We start from the raw sequence: 24,986 nt of genomic DNA on the forward strand, positions 1-24,986 counted from the left end.
TATTCTACAATCTACTGACTAGGACTGAAATAGGTTGCCCTTTTTCGCAAACTTTTCAACTATGAAAAAAGGCAAAGTAAGAAGGATTTTTAGTCCGGAATTAAAATTAGATTTAGTTAAAAAAATTGAACAAGGGGAGCTTTCTGTCACCGATGTCTCCAGAACCTATAGAGTAACCAGAACAGCAGTTTATAAGTGGCTAAGAAAATATTCCGATCTTTATAAAAAAGGAACCAGGGTCATTGTGGAACACAAGAGTATAAGCAAGAAAAATAAGGAACTACAAGATAGGATCAATAAACTAGAACAAGCTCTTGGCCAGAAACAAATGCGGATCGATTACCTGGAGAAGGTAGTGGAATTTGCTTCAGATCGATCTGGGGAGGATATCGAAAAAAAGAACAAACGGCTGTCCTAGAGTGGTTTCGAATGAATAAGTCATGCTTTGATTTTACTCTGTGCAATTTGTATAAAATGGTTGGGATTACCAAGCAAGCTCATTATAAGCGGGTAAAACAACAGGGAAAATTAGCAGCAATCACCCAGGAAGTTATAAGTTCTGCTTTTGAAATCCGAAAAGACCATAGGAGAATGGGTTGCAGAAAACTATATTATGAAATTAAACCTGAAGGAATAGGTAGAGATCGTTTTGAGGACATCCTACTCTCCAACGGCTTCAGGATAAAGCAAAAGAAAAGTTACCACAGGACCACTTATGCTGGTAAGAAATGGTACCCCAACCTAATCAGTGGTTTGGAAGTAAGAAGGGTAAATCAGCTAATGGTGAGTGATCTGACCTATATATTTTGGAGCAAGGGGAATTACTACCTTACTCTGGTGTTAGATGTTTATAGCCGGAAAATATCAGGGTGGAGCTTATCAGCAAATATGACAACCGGGGAAACTGTCGTTCCGGCTTTTAAAATGGCGGTAAAGGATCTTGCAGAAGAAGAACTCAAAGGACTTATATTTCATTCAGACAAGGGCAGCCAATACAGCTCAAAAGAGATGGAAAAACTTCATAACCATTACCTATCCACTCCCAGTATGGGTGGAAAAGCCTGGGAAAATGCTCATGCAGAATCCCTAAATGGTATCCTCAAGAACGAATACGTCGACTTTAGACACGTGGATTTAACCTTAACTGAGGCTCGGAAAATCATTAAAAAAGTCATTTATTTGTACAACGACGAGCGGCCACATGGTTCCTAAAGAATAGAAAACCACAAGAATTTGTAAACTTTGTTCAGCAGTTAAGTGTTGGACAAAGACCTGTATTTAAGATTAATTATTAACCTGAAAAAAGGCAACCATATTCAGGCAAGGTCATACCGTTTACACTCTACCGTCTACTGTCAACTTCAAATCGCATTCACACTCATTCCTCCATCGACAATGATATTTTGTCCGGTGATATAGGAACTTTTATCCATGGCCAGAAAAGCAATAATGGAAGAAATTTCCTCAGCTTCGGCTACTCTGCTTAAGGGAGTGCGACGGATGATGGGATCCATGCGTTCCTCTTGTTGCAGCAGTCCGTTGGTTAACGGAGTTTTGGTGAACCAGGGAGAAACCGCGTTTACCCGGATGTTATCGCCGGCCCATTCCACTGCAAGGCTGCGGGTTTGTTGTAGGAGTCCGGCTTTGGACATTGCGTATGGTGTGCCGGTACCCACATCCTGAGCGGCTGCCACAGAGGATACATTAATTACTTTTCCGTTGCCCGACTTTTTCAGGAAAGGATGTAATTTTCTGCTGAGTTCAAAAGGTGCTGTAAGATTGATCTCCAGGATCTTCCGGAATTCTTCTTCAGAATATTCCAAAGCTTTCTTTCGAATATTGATTCCGGCATTGTTAACCAGGATGTTCAGGGAACCCCAATTTTTATCGATCCACGTCACGACCTTTTCAGAATCTTCATTTCTGGAAGCATCTGCCACCAGGCCGGTGACGTCATGTCCCTTAGCCTGAAGTTCTTCTTCCAGTTTCTTTATATCTTCAGGATTTCTTGCTGTAAATAGTACTTTTGCTCCAAGTTCCACAAATTCCTGAACGGCTGCTCTGCCAATACCTTTGGATCCGCCGGTGATAAGAGCGGTTTGTCCTTCTAAGTTCCACATGGGCATTTATAATTGTCTAAAAAAGGTTGATAAAATCAGATTATTCAGAAAAAAATCAGGCTGTTCCGAAGATTCAGAACAGCCTGATGATTATTCAGTTTTAAATATTTAAAGATCTACAGGCTTCTTCCCGTAAGCAGTTTGTAAAGAATAAGGATCACTGCAATAACGATCAGGATGTGAATAATACTTCCCAGATCGGGGAAAGCAAAGAAACCTATTAACCATCCAATGATTAATAATACAACGATAAGCCAAACTAAATCTCTCATAATTTCTGGTTTGTGTAACCTAAAGGTTACCGGTTAAATTTACATTTGTTTTGGTTAGTTCTTTATTGTTTGTTTTCAGTACTTTTTAATTTCTTAAGGTAAAGAATACTGTTTCCAAAACAATTTAATAATAAAGATACATAATGGTAAAACGGGTGCAGCGCCCTTTAACTCAGGTTTAACGATGCTTTTAGTTCTTTTAGGATTCATCTTTTTTAAAGAAAGATTTAAGTTCCTGCCCCGGTTTGGCATAGTGGAATCTATCCAAAAGAACGGGTAAGGCATAACCGTCGAGTCCATTTATTGCAACTGTACCGGCGTCTTCAAGACGAAGCCAGCCATCGGGCATCTGTATACCGGGTTCATAATAGAGATGTTCAATTGCCGCGATTACCATGATGGTATCATTTTCCTTAATGTGGTACTCATTAACGTATTTGCATCCCAGTTTAATAGTGGACTGCTTCACATAAGGGGCATAAAAATCATCCAGATACTCTTTTTCCAGACCAGTCTCATCAAATTCTGAAATTCCAGGCTCATAACGTGCGGCAGTTTGATGTGCCTGTGAAATCATGTTTTCATGGATGTGGTTCACGGTAAAATACCTGGTAGTACGTAAATTTTTATAGGTATTCCTCGGAACTGTGGGTGGTCTCATGATAAACCCGATCAATGGGGGATTGCTCCCCACGTGAACAACAGAACTAAAAACCGCAGCGTTTGTGGCGCCATTTTCAGCTTTGGTCGCGATCAGGTTGGCAGATTTGTAACCCGTGCAACTGTTGATGAGGTTGCGACGGTAAAGGTTATCCATATTTTTAATATCACTTTCAGTCACATGTTCCATAAGAAATGGTTTTAAAATTGAGATTTTACATTAAAGTTAGGGCTTAACGTTAAAAACCCATGTTAAACAACCTGTAAAAAGCCAGAATGGTTACGAGCCATTGTATTTCCTGCGTCGGCTGCAGCTGCCATTCTCCAATCTTTTGATTAAATTTGCAGGGAACTAAACGAATTGGATGCAGCATTCAAAGAACATAGCTATAGTGGGTTCCGGACTTGTAGGAACTCTTTTGGCTATTCAACTTAAAAGATCTGGTCACGAGGTAACTGTTTTTGACAGACGTCCTGATGTGCGGACGGTCGAATTTTCGGGTCGCTCTATAAATCTGGCGATGTCCAACAGGGGCTGGAAAGCGCTTCGTGAGGCCGGAATTGAAGATGAGGTAAGAAAACTGGCCATTCCTTTGTATCAAAGGGCGATGCATGTGAATGATAAACCTGCATATTTTCAGAAATATGGAAAAGACGATGAAGCAATCTATTCCATTCCCCGAGGGGTTCTTAACAGAAGGATGATAGATTTGGCAGAAAAGGCGGGCGTTCACTTCAGGTTTGAAGAAAAAATATGGGATGTGGAACTTTCCGAAGGGAAACTTTTTACAGGAGAATCTGAAAAAGGGGAGTGGAAACAGTACGAATTCGATTTGATTTTTGGAGCCGATGGTGCTTTTTCCAGAATACGTCATAAGATGCAGCGCCAAAGCAGGTTTAATTATTCCCAGCATTTTATTGATGTGGGATATAAGGAGCTAAACATCCCTGCAAATGAGGACGGAAGCCATAAACTGGATAAGAATTCTTTTCACATCTGGCCCCGCGGAAAATTCATGCTTATTGCCATGCCCAATATTGATGGCAGCTTTACCTGCACCCTGTTCATGCCTTTTGAAGGGGAAAACTCTTTTGAGAGCATTAATACAGAAGCCAAAGCGCAGGAGTTCTTTCAAAGATTCTTTCCGGATATCAATAACGAAATTTCCAATTTAATGCGGGATTTTTTCCGGAATCCTACGAGTGCACTGGTGACAATAAAATGTTTTCCCTGGACATATAGCGACAAAGTGGCTCTGGTGGGAGATGCCGCCCATGCAATCGTGCCTTTTTACGGACAGGGAATGAATGCCGGATTTGAAGATATTACCGGGTTAATGGAGCTTTCGGAGGCTTATGGTAATGATTGGAGCACGATCTTCAGGCAATATGAGATGTATAGAAAACCTAATGCCGATGCAATTGCCGAACTCAGTTACCGCAATTTTATGGAAATGAGCAGCAAGACAGCCGATGAAAAATTCCTGCTTCGGAAAAAGATAGAAAGCAAATTTGCCGAAAAATATCCCAAAGAATGGGTGCCGGTTTATTCTAGGGTCACATTTTCAAATAAACCTTATTCTGAAGCCTTGCACATTGGCGACCAGCAGGCTGCCATTATGGATGAGGTGATGAAAATGAAGGATATCAGGGACAAATGGGATTCAGAAGAAGTTGAAGAAAAGATTCATTCTTTGCTGAAGGAGGAACGGTTTCAATAGAATGAAATTAAAGATGTCATTCCGAAAGGATCGCAGTGTATTGAAGAAGCTGTAGATAAGGAGTGAGGCTGTTTCCTTTGGGGATTTTTACTTAACAAGGGATTCCTCATTGCGTCGGAATGACATTTTTGAAGTAAATAAAGTTGGAATTTTTAAATCGTATGGATCTTCTTACCTGTATTGAATGTTTTAAATGTTCTCTTCTTCCACCATGTGATCTGGATTCAGAAACAGGCTTTCATAGACTCCTTCGAGGCTTTTTTTATCTTCCAGCAGCACGATCAAAGTGTCGTTTTCTTCCAGCTGTGTAGCTCCGTTTGGCGTGAGGAATTTATCATCACGGGAGATCATGGCGATGATGGCTTTCCGCGGAAAATGCAGTTCAACGATCCTTTTCCCAACGGAAAAATTATCTGGCGGAATCGTAATTTCCCGAATGAGTGATTTCGTGCTATCAGATAAAAAGGTATCGACAGGTGATACGGGTTTGACTTTTTCGGGAAGTGCCACATGCAACCATTTTGCCACCGTAGATAAAGTGGTTCCCTGGATCAAAACTGATGACAGGGAGACGAAAAATACAATATTGAAAATGATTTCTGCTTTTTCAATTCCTGCCAACAACGGATAGGTAGCGAAAACAATAGGTACGGCGCCGCGAAGGCCTACCCAGGACACATACCAGCGCCGCCTCATCTTCATCTTGAAAGGGGAGAGGCTAAGCATTACTCCCAGGGGCCGCGCCACGATAATCAGGAAGACCGACACCATAATTCCCAGGCCTAGCACTTCAACTACATGACTTGGAAATACTAGCAATCCGAGGGTAAGGAAAAGAACGATCTGCATGAGCCAGGCGAGTCCGTCAAAAAACCTCATAATCGTTTTTTTATGAATAAGATCCTGATTTCCTAAATAGACTCCGCTAAGGTAGACGGCCAGGAATCCGTTTCCTCCCAGGGCATCGGTTGCAGAGAAAACAATAAACATAAGAGCAATGGCAAGTACAGGATACAATCCTTCGAAATCAAGCTGGATCCTGTTAATGATCATTTTGCTGAGTTTTCCGAAGATAAACCCGAGGGCAAGTCCAATAAGGATCTGTTGCAGAAACAGTGGAATAATGGACAACACTCCCTGATCCTGATTCACCACCAGCCCCAGAAAAGCAATGGTAAGGAAGTAGGCCATGGGGTCATTACTACCACTTTCCAGCTCAAGTGTGGGACGTAAATTAGATTTCAGGGCCAGATTTTTTGAACGCAGAATGGAGAAAACGGCGGCAGCATCGGTCGAAGAAACAATGGCTCCCAGCAGCAAACCTTCGAAAATGGTAAAATCTGTAATAGCCCATACAAAGGTCCCCACAGCGAGTGCGGTAAACAAAACTCCCAGCGTACTAAGAGCAACTCCCTGCCATAAAACCGGTTTGATCGTTTTCCAGCTGGTATCCAGTCCACCCGAAAAAAGGATAAAATTTAAGGATACTATACCTATGAACTGAGCCAGTTGCGGACTGTCGAAATTAATTTTCCCAATGCCTTCGGAGCCGGCAAGAATACCTACAGCCAGGAATAGTACCAGGGTGGGCACTCCAAACTTATAGGAAGTTTTACCTGCAAGAATACTTATAAGAAGCAGGAGAGAGCCAACCAGTAATACATTTTCTGTCGTTATATCCATAGTTCGCCGTCAATTTTACAAGGGAGTGCAAAATACGGAAATATTAAATTCCTGATAAGGGTTTTTCATGTGATACTTTTAACCGTGATCTGCATCTTTTAAAAGCTCCGGAAACTTTCTCTGGAATTTCTGGATCCGCGGAATGGAGACATTCTGGATATATGGGTTATTCGGATTATTGGCTTCATAATCCTGGTGATACTCTTCAGCTTTCCAGAACTTTTGAAACGGTAAGACTTCTGCGGCAATCTCATCCTCCAGCTTTTCAGCCAGAGCTGCCTTTTTCTGCTCTATGATCTTTTTCTGCTCCTCATTCTGATAAAATATGATGGAGCGGTACTGAGAACCAATATCGGGTCCCTGGCCATTTTTTTGTGTGGGATCCTGGGAGCCAAAATATACATCTACCAGAGTGGCAAAGTCAATAACCTCGGGATCGTAAATAACTTCCACGGCCTCGGCATGTCCTGTGCGTCCCGTGTTACTTGATTCGTACGTCGGATTTCTAGTGTGTCCTCCCGAATATCCTGAAATGACTTCTTCCACGCCTCGCACACTTTCATAAATTGCTTCCACACACCAGAAACATCCGCTGGCGAAATAGGCTCTGTTGAGTCCGTTTTGTTCGGGAACTTCCACAGGATCGGCATTGGCTATTTCAGGTGTGGTAGCTGTCTCCTGTGAATTATTTCCACAGCTTGTGGAAAAGGTGAGGATGAGCCCCAGTAAAAATGAAAATTTCATATTATTGTTTTTTGTAAGTTCCTTCCAGAGTCTTTTTTCCGTAGATAGCATAATCTGTTGCTAGTTCTCCATCAATATGGAAACCTTTCCAGTCCAGTACCATGCTGCCGTTAGGCTGAAGGTCTATGGTGGCAATAGGTGTTTCTGTATCAAATTCTTCCCATGGCAGTTCATTTTCTGCATTTTCAACGTTACCGGGTTCCACCAGAAAAACATCTGCAGTAGTGCCGCTTGTCTTTACAAATTTTGCTGAGATGTACATTTTATCGGGTGAGATGCAAAGCTGTGAAGGGGAGGTAAGGTTGACCTCCAGACAATCACAGTCACAGGGGCCCGATTCTTCTCCGTTTACTTTCCGGTAGTTGCCGGTGAATTCGTGATCTGCAGGAGTTTGAATTGTATTGACCGTTTCATTTCCTGTTTCTACATTATCCCGGTCTTCATCTATGTCATCCATTGTGAAATCTCTTTCAATGCTGTCTTCTGTATCCATTACAGGTTCTCCCGGGCTTGTGGATTTTTTATCATCATTGCAGGAAACCAGAAACAAAAAAGAGAATGCTAAAAAAACTGCTTTTTTCATGATCTTTATTTTCTAATAAAGATACGGGTTCTTTGATAAGTAGTTGTGAAAGACTTGTTAAGCAGTCTATCTAGGTCTCAGTTCTCAGTTTCCTGCTTCCGGTTGAAGAATTTTTTTGTGGACATTGAGTCGTTTTATAAGAACAAGCTGCATGTTCTTTATCAGAAGTTTGTTGTTTCTTCCCTGTTTCTCAAGAAATGTTTCTAGGTCCCCTCCTTTTCAAGCTAGCGTGAACCCACATCTTTTGCGATATTAATTCCTTCTATTATAACCTAATCTATTCAAATCTCTTTTGAGGACTATTACCCCAGGAGGGCACTGGGAATCGTATCCCTTCCATCCACCAAGGTGTCCCAATATCCAAGCCGCCCATTTGGTTCTTTCAGGATCCTTATTATTTTGAAGCTTATGAGTCCCACCCTGTAATTTTTTATTCATTATGTGAAGTACCTCTAACTGTTCCTCATTAAAAACCTCTTCTATAGGCTGTCGTCCTTCGGGCTGTGAATACAATGCTCATCTGTAGAATTTTCAAAGAGCTGTCATCTGCAATATGTCCAGTTTTCTAATTGCCCATCTCAAGCTCTGTTTCCTCAATACCAAATCCTTACTTTTTTAGTAGTCTGAAAAGTTGTTCAATATACCATCGTGCACTGTACCATTTAACTATGATCAAGGCTTGTTCGTAAGTTTCTATTGTATGGGTAGTCAATAACTTCCATTGAACAGGGTTTGTAACATCCCCAATTTCTTTAACTGAGATGCAGTTGACTGTAATTGATCGAGGGCGCCCCCTTTTAATTAGGCGTTTTGGACATGTTAGTGAGCAGGCTTTAAAACGCAGTTCAATATGAGCTTGATGTTTGTTGGCCTTTACGATTGTCTGTTGGGATCTGTACTGTATACCTGCCAGCAACTGGTAGAGCATCCATCTCCTCATATAAGCTTCCATTTGCCGTTTTACGATCTGTACGTGATCGTATCAGTAAATGATGCCTTTCATCCGGAACCATTGCAAACTGTTCATAAGTATCTTCCTCTTTATCTTCAATGAAGGTTACTGTTTTTGCACCTTTTAAGAACTCTTTGCTCTTTTGTGCTACTTCAATCCTCTTATGCTTTCCCATGTTCACTTCGCAGGTATCCTGTGTACACAATATATTTGAAACCCATTTAGTGAGTGTGATTTTCAACCTCACCATACGGGTGTACAAGCACCCTCATAAATCTTCAAAGTGTTAAGTTGATACTATGCTTAGTTAATTTGCTGTTTTAGCATTTAACTTCAATTAATCCATGAAGGATTAATTCTCTCTGACCCAATAAAAGTGAGAGCCCACGCCGTTGTATATGCTATGCGCATTTAGTGAGTGTGTTTTTTAACCTCACCTTGCGGGTGTACAAACACCCTCGTGATCATTTCTTTAACCTGTTATAAGTTCAATGCCCGCTTTTTCGGCCTTGTACTTGATTTTGGTCATCAGCTCATAATAGCTCCAGTTCCTCAGTACAAATTCCTCCTCTTTAGCAATCCCGATCTTATCTTCCTGATTTAATAAGATGAGCGTCCCCGCCTGATATTTTACACAAAAGTCAATTAATTTCCTGCTGTACAGGTGCAGACGACTGTTCACATAATTTTTTTCGAGCTCGTGGAATCGTTGTACTGCTTTTGTTTTTCTTTTGCGCCCATTGCCTGATTTGCAATAGCTGGCTCCTTCCTGTGCCCTTTTTCGGGCGGCCTGTATGGCAAGCCTTCTATACAAAAACTCTTCCCGGGTGCCAATGTTGAGTTTAGCTTTGTCAATTTTCACTACAATGGGGTATTCCAGGGAGAGGGAGGCTTCTGCAACCACCTCCGGTTTTAGAAGGTGCTTTTCTTTTTCAATTTCAAATACCGCCAGTAAAAAGGTTTTGCCCTCTTTCAATTGTATATGGGAGGCACAAAGCTTCGTTTCTCCTGTTATTACCCGCTCCAGCAGCCTTCGTTTATCCGAATAATCCTTCCCCAAATAAGTCTTTAATGGAATGGAAAAGAACCGAAAGCAAAAAGCCTTCTTATCTTCATCATAGGCTAATCCCTTCACGCCTTCCATATCAAAGGGAAAGGCGATATCCCTTCTTGAATTCATTAAGGAGCGTTCCCCCCTCCAGTATTCCGGCTTTTTTTTGTTAAAGGTCCTCATGAGATTGTGGTTCAGGTTACCCAGGATGTTAGTTGGGATTTCTCCTTTAAACCGATCGGAGATCACCCGGTAGGTGGAATTGATCCGGGATCGGTTCAGGATGCCCTCCTCGTCTTTCTTTTCATCCACCAGCTTATACTTGATCCCTTCTGATAGGTAAAAGAATTCCTGAATCATCTCCTGTACATAGAGATGGGTGACAATAAGATTAGCGGCCTTAAAAGATCGGTTCTGCCATCGGTAAAGCGTATCCAGGGCTTCCTTCCGCTCTTCCCTGGTAGGAAGGTCTACCAGTAGCTGGATCTTTCGGGTGAGTTTTAAGGTTGACTGTTCCATTTTATGCCGATTGTTGTTGCTCGTGTTTCTCCTGTAATAGTTTATACCCAGCCATAAATGCTGTGTGCACTTCCTTTTGGGAGAGGTTAAGCTCCTGAGCTATGGAAGCAAACGAATACTTCTTTTCACACCGCAGCTGTAGTACTTTTGCCTGTTCTTTAGTTATCTCTCCCTGGACCTTTATGGTCCTCACAGGTTGTGGTTTGGTGTCTAGGTTGTTTCCCTGGTGGACAATTACCTTTATATCTTCAATAGCCCTCTTTACCTCGTTACTGGTGTCGGTGATGCTGGTGCCCATCACTTCAGCAATGGCTTTGTACTGAAAGCCATACTTTAAACAGAGTTCTATCAGCTTTCTTCTTTTACCCATCAGTAATGGTAAAACCTTTTTGATCTGGTCAAAGGCTTGTTGTGCTGCTTCCTGTTCCAGAAGATGCTCATCTTCCTTTGTGGGGTCATGTCCATGCATATATTCCTGATAGTTTTCATAGTATTCCAGCCTGTTGATTTCCCTGTTAAACTTGTTTCTGGGCCGGGTATAGTAGGAAATACATTCCCTTTTCATTACAAAGCGTAAGAAAAAATAAATATGTTCCGGTCGCTCTATCCTGTCCCGGTGCACCCATAGTTTCAGGAAAGCATCCTGCACCAGGGTTTCCACCACAAAGCTGTCTTTGATAAGCCCCCTGCCCAGCCAGTAGAGTTGCCTGCTGTGTTTTGTATAAATCTTCACCAGGGCTGCAGGGTCGCCTTTTTTTAAAAGGTCATAATTACGTGACATAACAGGAAGTATTGAAAACTCGTGGAGAAAGAATCAAGCCTTCATTAAGAGGAATAAGGGTTTTTGCTGCTGATCCCGAGGGAAAAGATGTCAGCATGTCAAAAACTTTAAGCCCCACCCATGGAAGGCGCGCGTGCTTATTTTTCATAACTTTGCAGTGGTTAAAAATGAAACGTATGTTTTGTTTTTCGCTAAGGCCTTCCTTAATCAGACGCCAATCTTGAGGGAAGGCTTTTCTATGTCTGGTCTATTCTTATAAGATATTGTTTAATGATTGCTACCCGGAACTGGTTCCTACACTTAAATCTCAAAGCGAATACTTCTAATGTTTTATTTAAAGAAGGTTCGCAATCTATTAGTTCTGAACCAAATATAAGAAAATATTTGAATTGTAGCTTGTATTGCCTACAACATTCATGTTAAAATTTATGAGATTGCTTTATATAAGGGCTCATAAATGAAACGAGATCAAATTTACCTTGAAAAATTCGGAGAAAATGTTCTCAAACGAAGAAATGAGCTACAATTAAGCTATAGACAATTAGCCCAGAAATGTGACTTAGATTTCAGTGCCATTTCAAAAATTGAAAAAGGTCAAAAAAGTCTAGAATTCCAGACAATAATTGAACTCGCCAAAGGTCTGGAAATACATCCCAAAGATTTATTTAATTTTAGTTTTCCCATTCAGGAATTAAAAAAATAAATTTCCTGAAATTTTTATCTCTGTTTTCCTCTCTTCATGCTTTTCCGTAATTGCTATTAAATAGATCCTTCTAGTTTTATGGACTACAATCTATTTTTTAGCTATTTGGGGAGGCTTCTAAATTGATTGAGAAGAAAACAAACAGCATACAACAACATGTAACTGCAATAGTCGCAAAAACTCTCCTACAGCAGTTACATAAACGTTGGCTGTAATAAATCAAAACTTATGAAAACACTAATTACATTACTCTCCTTTTTATTCTCTTTGCCTATGCTTTCTCAGGAGCCACACACTTACAAGATTATGGTAAAGGAAAGAACTTCTGTAAAGGGGGAATATAAAGAGCTGGAATTATTAAGTACGAACAATCTAAAAATACTAATAATTAAAAACCAGAAGAAAGAAAGACTCCCTTTAAATGAGAAAGATAGTTTACTGGTTGTTACTATAATGCAGAATTACGATAAAAAGTTGGAAAAAGAATTTATCTCTCTTGGTGAGAAAACTTTGGCTTTTGAAGTGGATACAGTACACCTTAAGAAGGAACATCTGCTTTATAATACAACGGATAATTTTTTTAAGAATAGAAAAAAAATTAAAAAGCAGTTGACAGAAAAGGAAAATAATCGCATCATCTTAGATGGAACAACCTATCAAATCATAATAACTGATTCAATGGGTGAAACTGATGTTTTTTACGTCCATTCTCCGACTGAGGACTCACATCCAAATATTTTTGAATTATTATCGGCCTTTCGAAGCACCTATAAAACTCCACAGCCTTAAAATAAACTACAACCAACAAGTTCCACAGGTTTAAGATAGTATATTGTGGGTACACGGTAGCTTTTCAAGGAGGGGTGTCCGTTTTTGCGGACGGGGTGGTTTCTTCCCGATTTCCTGTAGAAAAGGGTGGTGAAAGGGGACCATAAACATAAAACCCCTCACAAATGTGAAGGGTTTTAGTATAGATTTTATTGCTTTCTTAGAAGCTTGCGAAAAGTTCATTCATCTTCTCTCTTTCTTCCTGTGCCAGTTCTTCATCCACAAGGATTCGTCCACTGTGCTCATCTGTGATGATCTTCCTGCGGCCGGCGATCTCCATGATCACCTGAGGCGGAATGGTGAAGAAAGAACCTCCTGAAGCACCACGCTCGATTGGTACTACTGCAAGTCCATTCTTTACGCTGGTTCTAATTCTTTTATAAGCATTTACAAGACGTTCTTCAATTTGTTGTTCAAATTCTTTAGATTTCTCGATAAGGGCCTTTTCTTCTTTTTCAGTTTCAGCTAAAATTTCATTTAATTCCCCTTTTTTGTGGCCTAAATGTTTTTTACGCTCTTCAAGACGTCCTTTGGTCTGGTCGATCACCTCATTTTTCTGCTCGATCTGCGCACGGTGTTCTTTGATCTGCTTTTCAGCAAGTTCTATTTCCAGCTCCTGAAATTCAACTTCCTTGGAAAGGGCATTGAACTCGCGGTTGTTACGAACATTTTTCTGTTGCTCTGTATATCTTTTTATAGCTGCTTTGGCTTCTTCAATAAGGTTTTTCTTATCGTTGATGTCATTATCGATTACTTCTAAATCGGCATCTAATTTTTCTAAACGTGTATTCAGGCCTGCTACTTCATCTTCTAGATCTTCTACCTCCAGCGGAAGCTCACCTCGTACGTTTCTGATTTCATCCACGCGGGAATCGATTAGTTGAAGATCGTACAATGCTCTTAACTTCTCTTCTACAGTAACATCTGTTTTTTTTGCCATAGTTAAAAATACTTGATAGGATTGGTATCTGTGTTTGATAAAACGATTGCAAAATTAGCAAAATTTTTCTTAAGATAAGAAACTAAAAGGCTTTTTGTGAACTGCTCGCTTTCAAAATGTCCAATGTCTGCCAGTACCAGCTTTTGCTCGGCTTTATAGAAGTCGTGATACTTAAGATCTGCAGTGATATAAATATCTGCTCCGGCTCTTATGGCTTTTTCAATGGCGAAGCTGCCGCTGCCGCCTAAAACAGCCACTTTTTTAATAGGTTTGTCGAGCAATTCTGAATGGCGGATACAGCCGGTATGGAATATTTCCTTCACAAAACCCAAAAAGGCTTTTTCTTCCATCTCCTGGTCCAGTTCTCCCGTCATTCCTATCCCAATATGCTGATTCACATTTTCCAGCGTTGTAATTTCATAAGCTACTTCTTCGTAGGAATGACTTTCAAAAAGAGCTTTCAGGACCCTGCTTTCCAGATGCTTCGCAAAAGTAATGTTCAGCTGAGTTTCTGATTCAAAATGGGTATTTCCTTTTTCTCCGATGGTTGGGTTTGAATCTTCATTTCCCCTGAAGGATCCCAGCCCCTCTAGATTAAAACTGCAGTGGTCATAATTCCCAATGCTTCCTGCACCGGCAGCAAATAAGGCTTCCCGTACACGGGCAGCTTCATTTTTGGGAACATAAGTAATCAGTTTTTTAATGCTTTCCTGCTGCGGAATCAGGATTTTTCTGTTTTTGAGGTTCAGTTGCTCACATATCATATCATTCACACCTCTAAAACTATTATCCAGTGCGGTATGGATAGCGTAAATGGCAATATTGTGACGGATAGCTTTCAGGATGGTTCGTTCCACGTAATTGGATCCTGTCAGCTTTTTGAGTCCGGAAAATATAATAGGATGAAAACTTACGATGAGGTTGCAGTTCTTTTCTATAGCTTCCTCCACAACTGCTTCTAGCGTGTCCAGAGTCACCAATACACCTCTGACTTCTTCTTCCGGGTAGCCTGTAAGCAATCCGACATTATCAAAACCCTCTGCATAAGGCAGCGGAGCCAGTTCTTCGATCTTTTGTATGATGTCTTTTATCTGCATATTCTTACTTTTATGATGTATACTGTCAAACTTCAATTGCAAATCTATCTGTTTCTAAGCCTCTCTTCAGAAGACAGGTTGAATCTTGAAAATTAATCACGAATTTGTATGATTGGATCGAACGATCTGGGATTCATCACTCATCACTTCTTCAAACCATCACAGAAATTAACCGTAAATCCATATCTATTTGAATTTCCTAATCAAAGATAAATATTATAATTTCGCTGAGATGGGCAAGGCTAGAAAATTACTGTATCCAGTGTCGTTGTTGTACGGCGGCGTGATGCAGCTTCGCAATACATTTTACGATCACGGGATCTTTGAAAGTCATCGCTTTGACCTGCCGGTAATTTGTGTCGGGAATCTTAGTGTGGGAGGGACCGGAAAGAGTCCCATGGTGGAATATCTCATTTCCCTGTTACAGGAAAAATCAAAAGTTGCTACGCTAAGCAGAGGGTATAAAAGAACCACCACAGGATTTCATCTTTTAAATGGAAATGAATCTGCTGCTGAAACCGGGGATGAACCCTTACAGTTCAAAACAAAATTTCCGGAGGTTATGGTGGCGGTGGATGAAAAACGCCGGCATGGGATTGAACAATTACTGAAATTAGAGCCCAAACCTGAAGTGATCCTGCTGGATGATGCTTTTCAACACCGAAAGGTCTCTGCCGGACTCAACATTATCCTGACTCCGCACAGTAATCTATACACGAAAGACCTTGTGCTGCCGGCGGGCAACCTGCGAGAACCTGTGTCGGGAGCAGATCGTGCCGGGATTGTGGTGGTAACCAAATGTCCCGAAAATCTGAAAGAGGAGGAAAAAGAAAGGATTGCGAAAAGCCTGAAATTAAACGAAGATCAGGAGTTATTCTTTTCCACCATCGCATATAATTCCGTTGCTTTAAGTGCCGATGCTCCTGTAGAACTGGAAACCTTTAGAGGTAAAGATCTGTGTGTGGTTACAGGTATTGCCAATCCCGATCCGTTCATTGAATATTTAAAAAAGCAGGGAATTCAATTTGAACATCTTGAATTTCCAGATCATCATAACTTCACTGCTTCAGAACTGGAAACGATCCAAAAACATCCACTCGTTCTTACTACTGAAAAAGATTTCATGAGGCTAAAAGGGGAGCTTCCAAAGGAAACACTTTTTTACCTGCCTATTAAAACGAAGTTCCTGGGGAGGAAGGAGAAGTTTGATAAGATGATAGAAAATTATGCAATAAAAAAATGAGACCGTGGAAAGTCTCATTTTTTATCTATTTGGCTAATTCAAATCATTTTTCTTTCAAATAATCTGGTTTAACCATAATATCAAGACGCGTGCCACAAATTAAACTGATTCTTTTGCCTGCGCTAAATATTTATTAATTTTAAGGAAGAACTCCTCTGTTTTGTATGGTTTCGGGATGATATCATTAAATCCGTTGAGGTAGAATTCATCGAGATTTTCATCCAGGGTAACTGCGGTAAGCGCAATGATGGGGATATCTGAATTAAATTTTCTGATCTCGATAGTGGCTTCGATCCCGCTGATTCCCGGCATGTGGATGTCCATTAAAATAAGATCAAAATCATTATTTTCCACTTTTTCAATGGCAGTGGTCCCGTTGTCTGCAACATCACAAATAACCTGATGTTTTTCAAGGATCTTCCGGGTGATCATTTGGTTGATCTTGTTATCTTCCACCACCAGGATCTTTTTCCCGTGCATTAAATCGTTCGACAGTTTTTCAACCGGTTTTTCCTTTTCTCCTTCGGCCACAGTTGGCGTAAGCTCCAGTGCTTCAAAAGGCATCTCAAAGTAAAAAACGGAACCCTCGTTCAATTCACTTTCAAGGTGAATTTCACTGTTCATAAGGTTCAGCAGATTTTTAACAATAGATAGACCTAATCCAGTACCACCAAATTTCCTGTTGATCTGTAAGGATCCCTGGGTGAAATTCTCAAAAATGGCTTTTTGCTTCTCTTTTGAAATCCCTTCTCCATTATCCTCTACTTCAAATTTCAGCAAAACCTGATTTCCTTTCTGGTGCACTTTCTTTACCCGTACCCAAATGTCACCCTCTTCTGTAAATTTAATGGAGTTCCCGATAAGGTTGATAAGGATCTGAGAGATCTTAAGCGGATCGCCTTTTAGTTTCTTCGGAATACTATCTTCAAAATCCAGGTGCATCTTGGTTTTCTTGTCTTCGGCTGAATTTTTCAAAGCAATAAGCACATCTGAAATTCTCTTCTTCAGATTAAAAGAAGTTTCCAGTAATTCCACTTTATTGGCTTCCAGCTTATTGAGATCAAGGATGTTGTTGATGAGAGAGAGCAGGTATTCCCCAGAAAACTTCAGAGAGTTAAGATGCTCTTTTTGATTTTCTGTAGGGCTTTCTTCAAGGAGCAGGTGTGTTAAACCCGTGACGGCATACAGCGGAGTCCTAAGCTCATGGGTGATCGTGGATAGAAACTGTGCCTTGGCCATAGAAGCTTTTTCAGCATTTTCTTTGGCTGTAACTAGTTCCGAATTTTTCTTTTGCAGCAGGTCATTCGCCCGGGCCCGCAGGTTGTTATTTTTGTAGAGAGACAAAGTGAGCAGCGAAAGAATGGTGATAAGTGCAACACTTAATATGGTAGTAAGTTTGTTGACCTTAAGAGAACGTTCATTGGCTTCATTTTGCTTGCTAAGGGCGTTGAGAGTGCTCTGCATGGAATCCACGCCGTATTTTGCAGTAGCATTTGATGCTATCGCTTCGCGGTTCAGGGTGTGCACAGAATCGCGGGTTTGATTGCTCATGAGCAGGTAAGCAAGGGATTCTTTGTAATTTTCCTTAAGAGCGTAAAGGTTACTCAGCAGCTTGGTAGAGCTAAGGATCATGCTTTGAAAACCATGTTCCTCTGCAACCGAAAGACATAGTTCGGCTTCTTCCAGTGCTTTGTCATAATTTTCAAGCAACATGTTGGCGCGCGCACTGTAATAAAGTATCCTTGATCTTTCGTAGTAATTGGTGCTTTCTTCAAGTTTTTCTGAAGCATCTTCCAGCAGGCGTAGGCCTTCTTTAGGATTTTCTACAGTATTAATATGTAAAATTCCGCGGTTGAGATCTACAAGTCCGAGCCCTTCGGAATCATCTCTACGGTCGTAGATCTCTGCTGCCAGATCGAGATATTCTTTCGAGCGCTCGTAATCCCGTTTTGCATTAAATATTTTAGCATAGGTTACGTAGCTAAAGGCCAGTCCTATCTCATCTTCTATCTCTCTTTGAATGGCAACAGCCCGTTGTATCTCGGTAACAGCTTTGTCATTTTCATGCCTTACATAATACAGCTGGGCAAGTAAGCTGCTTGATAACGCAATATATTTCTGGTGGTTGATGCTGCGGGAAAGTTCCAGTGCAGTGTTCAGTTGGTTCAAAGCCTCGTCAAAATCCAATTCATTTATTGACTGCTCTGCATTGCTGAGAAATTGCTCTATAGTAGCATTGATCTCATCCTTTTCTTGCACCTGATTCACCTGGTTGGCGAAAACAGTAAGAAAGAGGAAAAAGGCTACAAAGCATAAGCTTAAATTTCTCATTGGGATGAACTAACTGAGGCTAAATATAATTATTTATTACTTACAAGGGAAATTAAATCTACCAGTCTGCTGGAATACCCGATTTCATTGTCATACCACCCAATTATTTTTACAAAATTCCCGCCAATCACAGAGGTCATCTGGGCATCAAAAATGCAAGAATGGGGGTTGCCTTTAATATCGATGGAAACAATGGGATCTTCGGTGTATTGCAGGTATTTTTTCAGATTGGTTTGAGCGGCAGTTTTAAAAGCTGCATTGATCTCTTCGATAGAGGTGGATCTTTTTACCTGTAATGTCATATCTGTAAGCGAGCCATTGGGGACCGGAACCCTTATTCCGCAGCCACCAATTACTTCACTTAATTCTGGAAAAATAGCCGTTAATGCTTTTGCGGCACCTGTGGTAGTAGGAACTATGGACTGCGCAGCACCTCGTGCCCGTCTTAAATCTTTGTGCGGCTGGTCGTGCAGGCTCTGGTCTGTGGTATAGGAATGCACCGTGGTGATGTAGGCGTGATTGATCCCACATAATTCATTCAGCACCTTGATCATAGGTGCAGCATTGTTGGTAGTGCAGGAGGCATTGGAAATAATGTCTTCACTACCATCCAGAATTTCTTGATTTACACCTTGCACCACCATTTTTATAGAGTCTTCAAGCGGAGGGACCGAAAGGATCACTTTTTTAACTCCTTTTTGAAGGTGCGGGGAAAGTAGTGCCCGGGTTTTAAATTTTCCGGTACTTTCTAGTACAAGATCGACTTCGTGTTTAGTCCAGTCAATATCTTGCGGCTGATTTTCATTTGAAAGAGGGAAGATCTCATCATCTACAAGAATATTTGCTCCTTCTGAAGAAACATTTCTGTTCAGTACTCCGTGAATGCTGTCATATTTTAATAAATGTGCCAGCGTTTTGGCATCTGCAAGATCATTAATTGCGACCACTTGTATCTCAGGGTGATTGAGCAGCAGCCGGAATAAATTCCTGCCAATGCGACCAAAGCCATTGATCCCGATTCGAACCTGGTTTTTCATAATTTCTGCGGAAGAATTGTGGTCCAATCTAGGTTAAATGTTTCTGAGCTTTATAAGAGGACCTTACCAAAGCACCACTTTCCACGTGACGGAATCCTAATTCAAGTCCGATGGTTTCGTATTTTTTAAACTGATCTGGAGTAATGAATTCTTTAACAGGAAGATGCTGTTTGCTCGGCTGCAGGTACTGTCCGATAGTAACCACATCAAGGTTTACAGATCTCAAATCTTCTAAGGTCTGTATAACTTCGTCCTCTTTTTCTCCCAATCCAAGCATAATGCCCGATTTCGTTCTGTTGATTCCGCTGTCTTTCAGGTATTTTAAAACCTGAAGACTTCGCTCATATTTTGCCTGTATCCTTACCTCACGGGTAAGACGTTTGACAGTTTCCATGTTGTGGGAAACAATTTCAGGATTAACTTCTACAATCCTGTCAATGTTTCTTTCTACTCCCTGGAAATCCGGGATTAAGGTTTCTAAAGTTGTTTCAGGATTCATTCTCCTGATGGATTTTACTGTTTCTGCCCAGATGATGGAACCCATATCCTTTAGGTCATCGCGATCGACGCTTGTAATTACAGCATGCTTGATTTTCATCAATTTAATGGAGCGCGCTACTTTTTCAGGCTCATCCCAGTCGATGGTTTCAGGTCTTCCGGTTTTTACGCCGCAAAATCCGCAGGAACGGGTACAGATGTTTCCAAGGATCATAAAAGTAGCTGTTCCTTCACCCCAGCATTCCCCCATGTTTGGACAGCTTCCCGAGGTACAGATAGTATGCAGGTCATACTTATCTACCAAACTGCGTAATTCGGTATACTTTTTACCTGTAGGAAGTTTTACCCTCAGCCATTTTGGTTTTGGGGTTCGTTTTGTGGGAATCGTCTGTGTCTCCATAGAAATTTTTCTTGGCTGCAAAGATACAATAATTCAGTGAAAAGCATAATTTCTATGCCTGCGGAAAAGTGCTGAAATTTAGCGGGTAAAACCTTAATTTGTCCAGGGTTTTGGACGATCAGGCAGTGCGGCTTTTAATGACCTGAGCCAGTAATTTCTTTGCCCGCAACAATTTCACTTTGATATTGCTCATAGGCTCATTCAGGTTTTTTGAAATTTCTTTATAGCTCATTTCCTGAAAGTACCTAAGGTTGATCACTTCCTGGTAATGCGGCTTTAACTTTTTGATGTCCCGCAAGAGCTGGGCAAGATTCTGCTCGGTAATTAAAGTATCTTCTATAGATGGCGCGTCGTCTGCAATACGATATACTTTTTCGTCTTCCTCATCTGTTGTCTGTGCCCTGATGGAAGAATTTTTTTTCCGGATAAGGTCTACATGAATATTCTTGGAAATGGTGATCAACCAGGTTTTGAAGGAATAGGAAGGATCAAAGGTATCTATTTTGTCAAATGCCCTGGAAAAGGTTTGTATGGTAATATCTTCTGCATCATATTCATTCTGGGTTCTCTTCAGCTGAAAACCATATACATCATTCCAGAATTTATCCAGCAAAAAGTTAAAAGCGATCTGGTTGCCCTGCCGGGCCTTTTCGATATGAGAATTTAACAGGTTTGGATTTACTTCCAATGAGCAGGTTTTGAAATAAGATTAGAAATAAAGATACCAAATTGTGCGCATATTAAGAACAACTCCAGGAAAGGAAAAAGCCATACAACATCTGTTTCCTGTAATTTTTTTGCTGCATTGTAGTACACCGTGCCCTGCACAAGTAATCTTACTGCCAGAACAATCAATGCAAAATTCCGGTATTCGGTAAATAAAGCGGCAATGAAAAGGATCCAGAACAATAACTGACTCACATAAAATACTCCCAGCATGAACCGGTGCTGCAATTTGTAATTACCTGCAATGGATACATGTCTGCGTTTCTGGATGAACCATTTTTTAAAGCTGTTTTTTGGGATACTGCGGGTAAATGACGATGGGTGGACACTTATTGCTGTGTTTTCGGGTGTTGCTGCCTCATTTACAAACAAATCATCGTCTCCCGAACGAATGTGCAGGTGACTGGCAAAACCATTTTGCCGGTAAAATTCAGTAGAGGTGTAGGCGAGATTTCGACCTACTCCCATGTAAGGCATTCCCCATTGCGCATACGAAAAGTACTGAATGGCGGTAAGCAGGGTTTCAAACCGAATGAGTTTATTGAGTAAGGATTTTTTATTTATAAAGTAGCCGCCGTACCCAAGAATGATGGTTTTAGGTTCTTTAAAATGGGCAGTCGTTTGAGTGATCCAGTCCGGAGACTGTGGTTCACAATCGGCATCTGTAAACAGGAGGTAAGGGTTTACCGCCTTTTTGATCCCGAGGGTAAGTGCATATTTTTTGTTTGCCCAGAAAGCTTCATTATTCTGAACATTCACAATTTTTACACGGGGATCCAGTTCCTGAAATTCTTCAATGACTTCCAGGGTATCATCTGAAGAAGCGTCATTAATAAGAATAAGTTCAAAATTATGGTAGTTCTGATTCAGAATGGAAGGTACAAACTTCCGAAGGTTTTCGGCTTCATTTTTTGCACAGATAATGACCGATACAGGCTTAGTACTATCTTTTCCAGGCTCCTGAAAACTGTTAAGGGCGAATTTAAAAAATCCGAAGTAATAGCAGAGGTTTAGCAGGCCCGCGGTGAGGAGGGCAACAAAAAGTACCAGCATTAATTTTTAAAAAGGAATTAATTAGCTGTTTGTGGCTCACTACAATCTCTGGCTTCGTCGGGTAATTTTCCGCACATGCTGCAGGCTTCTCCTTCCTTGTTCAAAAAAGGACTCTGACTGGCACAGGTGCCGCTGAATTTCCCGTCTTTTTTGCTCCAGATTTTAATGGCAATTCCGGCGAAAGCTAAGGCTAATAGTATGATCGTGATTATAAGAAGTTTCATAGTCAAATTTTATGCAAAAATAAAGAATAATGGGCAGTCTATGAAGTAAATGGATAAAATTTTACAGGCTTTTTTTTAGCGTTTTCCTGCTGCTTATTCAATTTTAACGAAATTTTATTTTCCTTAAATATGTATTGGAAAATTAACACAATAAATTGCAGATAATGCTTAAAAATAAAATTATGAAATACAGATTTTTAAATATAATACTGTTTTTTGTTTTGACAGGATTTATGTCCTGCCAGGACAAAGAAAACAGGGAAGATTCAAATGTGGATTTAATTCCCGCAGAAGAGAAAAGTGTTGAGGATACAGCGCAGGACCGACCAATGGAACGGAGTTATACATTGGCAAAAATGCGGGAGAACAATGAACTTAGTTCTTTTACACAAGAGCTGCAACAATCTGGCCTGGAAGAGGAATTTGAGGGGAAAGAAGGAATTTACACCTTTTTCGCTCCTTCAAATGCTGCTTTTGACAGGATTCCTGCCAGAGATTTGGAGAGAGACAGCAGTGAAGATGCTGTAGAAACCAGAAGAGACCGGCTGCGTTATTATATGGTGGAAGGAGATATGACGCTGGGGTATCTACGGGAACAAATTCGTACTTCAGAAGATGATGCCTATGAATTCGAGACTGCACTGGGTGAGAAGCTTTGGGCGACGGAAGAAGGAGGGGATATTGTTCTTACGGATGTGCTCGGGAACAAGGCTAGGATCCTGACTTCAGAAATGGACGAATATCGCGGAGCATATCACGTTATTGACAATGTGTTGCAGCCCGGGGAGGAATAAGGATCCTCTGGAAATTGGTGCAGCTGGTTCCGTGACGGCTCTTGCGGAATTAGTAAAGCCTTTACACTGTTTAACTAAAGTTTATATTCAGGAAGGATTGGGCTCGGTTTTTCCATAATATATTGCATATCAGTTCTAAAACTAAAACTTTATCTTATGAAAATCAGAGAATCATTATGTGTCATGAGTATCACTTTAGGTCTTTTTGCAGTTACTTCCTGCCAGGATAACAGGCAAACTGACGGGAATTCGGTAGATCTTGAAAACTATGAGAATTCCGGCACGACAGAAGATAACGCTATGGAGCAGGAGAGACTGGAAAGGTCAGACAGCAGTATTTCATCCAGGATAGGGGAGAATCAGGATCTCAGCACTTTTTCACAGGAGATGATCAGGGCAGAACTGGACGATGATTTCAGGCAGGGAGAAGGTCCTTATACTATTTTTGCTCCTTCCAATGTCGCTTATGATGAACTCTCCCAGGAGGGTGAAAATCAGTTTGAAAATATTGATGCCGAAAGAGCCGGTGCAAGTATGCACTATCTTGTAATCAATGATGAGCTGACTTCTGAAGAACTGAAAAAGGAAATCCAGGAAGCAAACGGAAGTTATACCATGAAAACGATGCAGGGAGAAGAATTAACTGCAACGCTGGATGGGGAGACCCTTGTGCTTCAGGACGCTTCGGGAAACACCGCTACTATTACCGAAGCTGATATGGATGCTTCCAACGGTACGGTACATGTGATCAACCGACTGTTAAGGCCTTCTGATAATACCCAAAGTGAAGCTAAAAATCAGAACTGGAACCCCCGAAATGATCAGTTAAATTATGAAGAAGGGGATATAAACAACAATGAAACGAATGCCGCGAATAACAGGGATTCCAGCAGTACCAGTGATTATTAAATACATTGTTCAATGATTTACCCCCTTTGGAAAGCCTGCAGCTCAAGACCTGCGGGCTTTTAAAGTTTACCTGGCTTTTTGAACTTAATAAATCTTTTACAATGTTTAACTTAAGTTTAGAGCCCGATGTTTAAAAAAAGAATTCAATCGTCTTATATTATTCTGCGAATCAAATAATTAAACTTATGAAACGAGCTAATTTATTAATGATATTGAGTATGATCCTTACGTTTGCCATCTCCTGCCAGGATAATAACCGGCAAAACCAGGTGGAGGAGCCTGTGATGGAAGAAACTACCGAAATGGATATGGATGAAATGGATGATGACAATGTTTATACGAGAATGCAGGAAGACGATGAATTAAGCACCTACTCCATGGGAATGACACGTGCAGACCTTTCTGATGATTTGAGTGAGGGAGAAGGACCTTATACCATTTTTGCGCCATCAGATTCAGCCTATGAAGGTCTGACTCAGGAAGAGAAAGACGAACTTCAAAACCAGAACATTCAACAACTTGGTGCCAATACGAGTTACCTGGTAGTAGAAAGAGAACTGACGGCAGATTCTTTAAGAAGGTCTATTACCAACGTAGGTGGAGAAATGGAATTAATCACCATGCAGGGAGAGCAACTCATGGCCTCGATCCAGGGAGATGATATCGTGCTGAGAGATGGAAATGGTACTACAGCTACCGTAACAGAATCTGACAGGATAGCTTCTAACGGAGTAGTGCACGTAATTGACAAAGTATTGCGACCTGTTGATATTTCCCGGAATGATGCTTCAGATCTGATGGGAGTAGATGTAGATGAAAACAACGGGAATAATATGAATTAGTACTCTGAATGATTTGTAATAATGAATGATAAAAGGAAGACTGTATCCGGTTTTTGGAACAGTCTTCTTTTTTATTAGTAACAGATTTACAATCTTTAACTTAAGTTTAAAAACGGAAACTATTATGGACGGAAAAATAATATTATATTCAATGGAATTCAAACTGAAGAATATTATGAAATACCCATGATTTAGCACACGCAAACACCGATGAGTTTTTTGCTTAAATTTAGGTAAGGATTTAAAAACTTATCATTTATGAAAGCAATTGACTA

At 40.7% G+C, this 24,986-nt stretch carries 27 protein-coding genes; 9 read left to right on the plus strand and 18 right to left on the minus strand.

Going from position 1 to position 24,986, the window contains the following annotated elements; translation table 11 throughout:
• Positions 1-61 precede the first annotated feature (61 nt).
• Together IE056_RS14985 and IE056_RS14990 are read left to right on the plus strand one after the other, a co-directional pair.
• Positions 62-418, plus strand: coding sequence for a transposase (locus tag IE056_RS14985; RefSeq protein WP_189605539.1), 357 nt, complete (start codon positions 62-64; stop codon positions 416-418).
• 56 nt (positions 419-474) lie between these two features.
• Positions 475-1,212: an IS3 family transposase gene (locus tag IE056_RS14990; RefSeq protein WP_229793780.1), complete on the plus strand. Its 738-nt coding sequence runs from the start codon at positions 475-477 to the stop codon at positions 1,210-1,212.
• A gap of 149 nt (positions 1,213-1,361) precedes the next feature.
• Here the strand turns inward: IE056_RS14990 and IE056_RS14995 are convergent, their stop codons facing one another.
• The 3 genes from IE056_RS14995 to IE056_RS15005 all read right to left on the minus strand — a co-directional run bounded on the left by IE056_RS14995 (position 1,362) and on the right by IE056_RS15005 (position 3,242).
• Positions 1,362-2,120: an SDR family oxidoreductase gene (locus IE056_RS14995; RefSeq protein WP_189605540.1), complete on the minus strand. Its 759-nt coding sequence runs from the start codon at positions 2,118-2,120 to the stop codon at positions 1,362-1,364.
• 116 nt (positions 2,121-2,236) lie between these two features.
• On the minus strand, positions 2,237-2,392 hold the full coding sequence (locus IE056_RS15000) for a lmo0937 family membrane protein (protein WP_189605541.1): 156 nt from the start codon (positions 2,390-2,392) through the stop codon (positions 2,237-2,239).
• A 199-nt stretch (positions 2,393-2,591) separates the two neighbouring features.
• A complete protein-coding gene (locus IE056_RS15005; RefSeq protein WP_189605542.1) occupies positions 2,592-3,242 on the minus strand; it encodes a flavin reductase family protein in 651 nt (216 codons plus the stop codon).
• A gap of 175 nt (positions 3,243-3,417) precedes the next feature.
• Between IE056_RS15005 and IE056_RS15010 the strand changes: the two genes are divergently transcribed.
• Positions 3,418-4,773, plus strand: coding sequence for an FAD-dependent oxidoreductase (locus IE056_RS15010; protein ID WP_189605543.1), 1,356 nt, complete (start codon positions 3,418-3,420; stop codon positions 4,771-4,773).
• Positions 4,774-4,962: 189 nt separating this feature from the next.
• Here the strand turns inward: IE056_RS15010 and IE056_RS15015 are convergent, their stop codons facing one another.
• From IE056_RS15015 to IE056_RS15045, 7 genes are all read right to left on the minus strand, one after another.
• Positions 4,963-6,456 (minus strand): potassium/proton antiporter, encoded by a 1,494-nt coding sequence (locus tag IE056_RS15015; RefSeq protein ID WP_189605544.1) that lies wholly within the window; start codon positions 6,454-6,456, stop codon positions 4,963-4,965.
• 78 nt (positions 6,457-6,534) lie between these two features.
• On the minus strand, positions 6,535-7,200 hold the full coding sequence (gene msrA / locus IE056_RS15020) for a peptide-methionine (S)-S-oxide reductase MsrA (RefSeq protein WP_189605545.1): 666 nt from the start codon (positions 7,198-7,200) through the stop codon (positions 6,535-6,537).
• A 1-nt stretch (position 7,201) separates the two neighbouring features.
• Entirely contained in the window at positions 7,202-7,783 is a 582-nt protein-coding gene (locus IE056_RS15025) for a tudor domain-containing protein (protein WP_189605546.1), read from the minus strand.
• An 845-nt stretch (positions 7,784-8,628) separates the two neighbouring features.
• On the minus strand, positions 8,629-8,940 hold the full coding sequence (locus IE056_RS15030) for a hypothetical protein (RefSeq protein WP_189605547.1): 312 nt from the start codon (positions 8,938-8,940) through the stop codon (positions 8,629-8,631).
• Positions 8,941-9,207: 267 nt separating this feature from the next.
• Positions 9,208-10,305, minus strand: a complete 1,098-nt coding sequence (locus tag IE056_RS15035; protein ID WP_189605548.1) for a hypothetical protein — start codon at positions 10,303-10,305, stop codon at positions 9,208-9,210.
• 1 nt (position 10,306) lies between these two features.
• Entirely contained in the window at positions 10,307-11,086 is a 780-nt protein-coding gene (locus IE056_RS15040; RefSeq protein ID WP_189605549.1) for an RNA polymerase sigma factor, read from the minus strand.
• Positions 11,076-11,234 (minus strand): hypothetical protein, encoded by a 159-nt coding sequence (locus tag IE056_RS15045; RefSeq protein WP_189605550.1) that lies wholly within the window; start codon positions 11,232-11,234, stop codon positions 11,076-11,078. The genes IE056_RS15040 and IE056_RS15045 overlap by 11 nt, the downstream gene beginning before the upstream one ends.
• Positions 11,235-11,543: 309 nt before the next feature.
• Between IE056_RS15045 and IE056_RS15050 the strand changes: the two genes are divergently transcribed.
• Together IE056_RS15050 and IE056_RS15055 are read left to right on the plus strand one after the other, a co-directional pair.
• Positions 11,544-11,789 (plus strand): helix-turn-helix domain-containing protein, encoded by a 246-nt coding sequence (locus IE056_RS15050; protein WP_189605551.1) that lies wholly within the window; start codon positions 11,544-11,546, stop codon positions 11,787-11,789.
• A 228-nt stretch (positions 11,790-12,017) separates the two neighbouring features.
• Positions 12,018-12,578 carry a hypothetical protein gene (locus tag IE056_RS15055; protein WP_189605552.1) on the plus strand — a complete coding sequence of 187 codons (561 nt, stop codon included), beginning with the start codon at positions 12,018-12,020 and terminating at the stop codon, positions 12,576-12,578.
• 199 nt (positions 12,579-12,777) lie between these two features.
• On the opposite strand, the gene IE056_RS15060 is transcribed toward IE056_RS15055, so the two are convergent.
• Positions 12,778-13,557, minus strand: a complete 780-nt coding sequence (locus tag IE056_RS15060) for a zinc ribbon domain-containing protein (RefSeq protein ID WP_189605553.1) — start codon at positions 13,555-13,557, stop codon at positions 12,778-12,780.
• A 2-nt stretch (positions 13,558-13,559) separates the two neighbouring features.
• On the minus strand, positions 13,560-14,654 hold the full coding sequence (locus tag IE056_RS15065; RefSeq protein ID WP_189605554.1) for a Nif3-like dinuclear metal center hexameric protein: 1,095 nt from the start codon (positions 14,652-14,654) through the stop codon (positions 13,560-13,562).
• 232 nt (positions 14,655-14,886) lie between these two features.
• On the opposite strand from IE056_RS15065, the gene lpxK reads away from it, so the two are divergent.
• The gene (gene lpxK, locus IE056_RS15070; RefSeq protein ID WP_189605555.1) at positions 14,887-15,897 is read left to right on the plus strand and encodes a tetraacyldisaccharide 4'-kinase; all 1,011 of its coding nucleotides are present in this window, start codon (positions 14,887-14,889) and stop codon (positions 15,895-15,897) included.
• A 99-nt stretch (positions 15,898-15,996) separates the two neighbouring features.
• Here lpxK and IE056_RS15075 read toward each other — a convergent pair whose 3' ends face one another.
• The 6 genes from IE056_RS15075 to IE056_RS15100 all read right to left on the minus strand — a co-directional run bounded on the left by IE056_RS15075 (position 15,997) and on the right by IE056_RS15100 (position 22,166).
• On the minus strand, positions 15,997-18,228 hold the full coding sequence (locus tag IE056_RS15075; RefSeq protein ID WP_189605556.1) for a hybrid sensor histidine kinase/response regulator: 2,232 nt from the start codon (positions 18,226-18,228) through the stop codon (positions 15,997-15,999).
• Positions 18,229-18,257: 29 nt separating this feature from the next.
• Entirely contained in the window at positions 18,258-19,265 is a 1,008-nt protein-coding gene (gene gap, locus IE056_RS15080) for a type I glyceraldehyde-3-phosphate dehydrogenase (protein WP_189605557.1), read from the minus strand.
• 28 nt (positions 19,266-19,293) lie between these two features.
• Entirely contained in the window at positions 19,294-20,163 is an 870-nt protein-coding gene (lipA, locus tag IE056_RS15085; RefSeq protein ID WP_189605558.1) for a lipoyl synthase, read from the minus strand.
• 118 nt (positions 20,164-20,281) lie between these two features.
• Positions 20,282-20,851: an RNA polymerase sigma factor gene (locus IE056_RS15090; RefSeq protein ID WP_189605559.1), complete on the minus strand. Its 570-nt coding sequence runs from the start codon at positions 20,849-20,851 to the stop codon at positions 20,282-20,284.
• On the minus strand, positions 20,842-21,942 hold the full coding sequence (locus tag IE056_RS15095; protein ID WP_189605560.1) for a glycosyltransferase: 1,101 nt from the start codon (positions 21,940-21,942) through the stop codon (positions 20,842-20,844). The genes IE056_RS15090 and IE056_RS15095 overlap by 10 nt, the downstream gene beginning before the upstream one ends.
• 17 nt (positions 21,943-21,959) lie before the next feature.
• Complete coding sequence (locus IE056_RS15100) at positions 21,960-22,166, minus strand: membrane or secreted protein (protein ID WP_189605561.1); 207 nt, start codon at positions 22,164-22,166, stop codon at positions 21,960-21,962.
• A gap of 182 nt (positions 22,167-22,348) precedes the next feature.
• On the opposite strand from IE056_RS15100, the gene IE056_RS15105 reads away from it, so the two are divergent.
• The 3 genes from IE056_RS15105 to IE056_RS15115 all read left to right on the plus strand — a co-directional run bounded on the left by IE056_RS15105 (position 22,349) and on the right by IE056_RS15115 (position 24,711).
• Entirely contained in the window at positions 22,349-22,960 is a 612-nt protein-coding gene (locus tag IE056_RS15105; RefSeq protein WP_189605562.1) for a fasciclin domain-containing protein, read from the plus strand.
• A 156-nt stretch (positions 22,961-23,116) separates the two neighbouring features.
• Positions 23,117-23,869 carry a fasciclin domain-containing protein gene (locus IE056_RS15110; protein WP_189605563.1) on the plus strand — a complete coding sequence of 251 codons (753 nt, stop codon included), beginning with the start codon at positions 23,117-23,119 and terminating at the stop codon, positions 23,867-23,869.
• A 185-nt stretch (positions 23,870-24,054) separates the two neighbouring features.
• On the plus strand, positions 24,055-24,711 hold the full coding sequence (locus tag IE056_RS15115) for a fasciclin domain-containing protein (protein WP_189605564.1): 657 nt from the start codon (positions 24,055-24,057) through the stop codon (positions 24,709-24,711).
• Positions 24,712-24,986 lie beyond the last annotated feature (275 nt).

It is taken from the genome of Salinimicrobium marinum, assembly GCF_014651535.1.
In the GTDB taxonomy this organism is placed as follows: Bacteria; Bacteroidota; Bacteroidia; order Flavobacteriales; family Flavobacteriaceae; genus Salinimicrobium; species Salinimicrobium marinum.